2 protein-coding genes and 2 pseudogenes are annotated in these 3279 nt (G+C 41.3%); all 4 read left to right on the top strand.

All coding sequences use genetic code 11. The features are described 5' to 3' along the window. Positions 1–486: pseudogene (locus JGK36_RS33610) on the top strand (RNA-guided endonuclease InsQ/TnpB family protein); the annotation flags it as partial. Positions 487–541: 55 nt separating this feature from the next. Next, entirely contained in the window at positions 542–1426 is an 885-nt protein-coding gene (locus JGK36_RS33615) for a DMT family transporter (protein ID WP_325315380.1), read from the top strand. A gap of 117 nt (positions 1427–1543) precedes the next feature. Then, positions 1544–2569 (top strand): spermidine synthase, encoded by a 1026-nt coding sequence (locus JGK36_RS33620; protein WP_293199385.1) that lies wholly within the window; start codon positions 1544–1546, stop codon positions 2567–2569. 290 nt (positions 2570–2859) lie between these two features. Then, a pseudogene (locus tag JGK36_RS33625) lies at positions 2860–3279 on the top strand (RNA-guided endonuclease TnpB family protein); the annotation flags it as partial.

Genomic DNA, 3279 nt, shown 5'->3' on the forward strand with positions numbered 1-3279 from the left:
AAGATTCTAAAAGAAGGAATGTAACTCGCATTAAAATTGCCAAGTTACACAATCGAATTGCCGACACCCGCCAAGACTTCCTACACAAATTGTCAACCACAATAGTCAACGAAAACCAAGTAATTATTTTGGAAGATTTGAACGTGTCGGGGATGGTCAAGAATCGTAAACTTGCCAGGGCAATTAGTCTGCAAGGATGGAGAGAATTCAGGACTCTTTGTGAGGGTAAGTCTGAGAAATTTGGCAGGGAATTCAAGGTAATTAGTAGATGGGAACCGACTAGCCAAATCTGTGCAGATTGTGGATTCAAATGGGGCAAGATTGATTTATCTATTCGATCGCGTGCTTTGCGTCAGTTGCGGTGTTGAGCAAGATAGAGATGAAAATGCTGCTAGGAATATAGAAATGGTCGGCATGGGGCATCGGCACGACCTTAAATGTACGCGGAGACAGAGTAAGACTATGAAAGGTAGCATCAGTCGATGAAGAATCCCCGCGCGTTTACGCCGGGGAGTATGTCAAAACTAAAATCTAAAATCACATGAATTTTATCGGTGAAATCGCGGCTTTAGGTGCTGCATTTGTCTGGGCTCTATCTTCCACAATCTGGCAGCGAGTCGGACAGCAAATCCCCGCAGTTGTACTAAACTTGCTCAAAGGTGCGATCGCCCTGGTCATGCTTCTTACCACGATAATAATCTTAGGCAAATCCTTACCATCCGTAAACCCGAATATTTTAGCAATGCTGCTCATCAGCGGCGCCCTAGGAATTGGCATCGGAGACACCGCTTTCTTTATCGTATTAAAATATTTAGGCGCGAGGCGAGCGCTGCTTTTAGAAACCCTATCTCCCCCTTTGACAGCTTTATTCGGCTTGATATTTTTGCAAGAAAAGCTATCGCCTATTGCTTGTACAGGCATTCTTTTAACAATCTGCGGCGTAGCTTGGGTGATTGCCGAACGAACAGCCGAAACCACCTTACCATCAAAACATCTTTGGCAAGGATTAGGCATTAGTTTATTAGGACAAACAGCCCACGCAGCCGGAGCAGTTTTATCCCGCGCCGCCTTCGCTCAAATAGATATCGATCCCTTGTGGACAGCGGCCTTACGTTTGAGCGGAGGTATGGCAGTCATGCTGTGCTTTCTCAACCCCACAAACCTTGGCACTTTCCAACAATTAAAAGCGCCAAAAATATTAGGTGCAATAATTTTAGCAGCTTTTTTGGGAACCTATCTCGGAATTTTCCTGCAACAGACTTCCTTGAAATATGCACCCGCAGCCATCGCTCAAGCACTTAGTTCTACAAGTCCCCTGTTTATACTGCCTCTAGCCGTACTCGCGGGCGAAAAGGTTAGTCTCCGGGCTGTTGTGGGTGTGGTTTGTGCGATCGGCGGAATCGCGCTATTATTGGGATTGAGGTGATTCGATTTTAGATTTTAGATTTGATATAAGTTCTCAACAATAATGAAACTATACGTCAGATCCCAACCACGATTTTAGTCATCAATTTTTAATCTCAAACGTCTAATTTAGAATACTATGAATTATGATGCAGGCAAGCAAAACAATAATTATACCAATTTTCAACGAAATAACAGTATTCTTGTCCCCCCCCTTAGCAAGGGGGGGCTAGGGGGGGTCGAAGAGTGTTGCACAATTTTAGATAATTGGTATTATTTAGCAATTGCCAACCAACAGATTGACTGGCTTAAAAAACAGCCAGATGGCATTATATTTCAGCAAGATTCCGGCGACAGCATTGTAGCAATCAAAAAAGATAAATCATGCTTACTCCTGGTTTTGGTAGACAGAGAAACTTTGAGTACAAGTGTAGCTCAATCAATCCTCGACCTCAACAATCCACTTAAATTAATATTTCCATATTCCCAAGCAATGCTGTTAGCATTACTCTGGAAAACTCAACCAAAAAATATCTATATAATCGGTTTTGGGGGTGGCACTCTTCCCAGAATTTTGCATCACTATTTCCCTAACGCGATAGTCGAATCTGCTGACATAGACGCAACAGTTGTCGAAGTTGCTCAAAAGTTTTTTGGCATTCAATTTAATGACAGACTAAAAGTAGCCATTCAAGATGGTCGTCAATATCTTGCCGAACAAAATCCCACCATAAAAAATGATATAATTATTGTGGATGCTGGTTTTGGCAGCGGCTATATGCCCTATCCATTGGTCACACAAGAATTTTACCAACTCTGCAAAACGCACTTGTCAAATACGGGCGTTGTAGCTATCCACCTATTCCACAAACAAGAGTTTAATGCGGCGGCGGTTAAAACAATTCAAAGTGTGTTCGCACAAGTTTATATCTGCAATTTAGATGCTGGTAACAGTATAGCGTTCGCGACTAATGCTCCAGATTTAGCTAGAAATGAAATCTTCTTGAAAGCCGAACTTATTCAAGATTTCCACAATTTAGAATTTTCCTTAATAGAAATGTCGTTTCAGCTCAAAACATTAGCGGAATTGCCGGAATGGCTGAAAATTTGGGAAACGCTACCAATTTTTACAGATGCTGCAATGCCGAGGGAATATTTGGACTGATCGCAATATTATACTAAGCATGAAAATTTCTGGCTACAACACCAAATTTAAGTAGAGTTAAATGGATGGTTGTGTTCTCAAAGATTCTCGGTTGTGCGTCGCGATGAGATTTTTTCTCTTTTTTGAGGATTAGCAGTGGCGACGCACCCTACAGATACTGTTGCATTGATTGTTGAAATTGGTATTGTAAAACTTCATTGAGTTTATAAGCAATTATAAACAATAATGGTATTATATTGTTGAGAATGTTGAACAAGGAATACGCATAGCCCAAAAAACGGAAGTCTCAAATGCAACTAACAGAGAGGCACATCATTAAATCAACGGAACACCGTTTCGCCGAAATTGACGAACTAGCTTTCAAATCCAAAAATCTGTACAATGCTGCTAACTACGTCATTCGTCATAACTTTATCTATGGATGGGGCTACGTTAATTACAACGAGATGAACCGATTGATGAAGTCTCATCAAGCCTACAAGGCTTTACCTGCTAAAGTAAGCCAGCAAATCTTGATGGTTCTAGATCAGAATTGGAAATCGTTTTTTGAAGCCGTTAAAGGTTATAAAGCCGATTCTTCAAAATTCACGGGTCGCCCGAAATTGCCAAAGTACAAAGACAAGACCAAAGGGCGAAACCTTCTCGTCTACACGATTCAAGCGATTAGTAGTAAACAGTTGAAGAAAGGAATCGTTAAACTTTCGGGTACT

Source organism: Microcoleus sp. PH2017_35_SFW_U_B (assembly GCF_020737865.1).
Lineage (GTDB): Bacteria > Cyanobacteriota > Cyanobacteriia > Cyanobacteriales > Microcoleaceae > Microcoleus.

What these genes read in the sequence shown, in the direction of transcription:
- JGK36_RS33615 (WP_325315380.1), top strand. Translation starts at nt 542, where the DNA reads ATGAATTTTATCGGTGAAATCGCGGCTTTAGGTGCTGCATTTGTCTGG.
- JGK36_RS33620 (WP_293199385.1), top strand. Translation starts at nt 1,544, where the DNA reads ATGAATTATGATGCAGGCAAGCAAAACAATAATTATACCAATTTTCAA.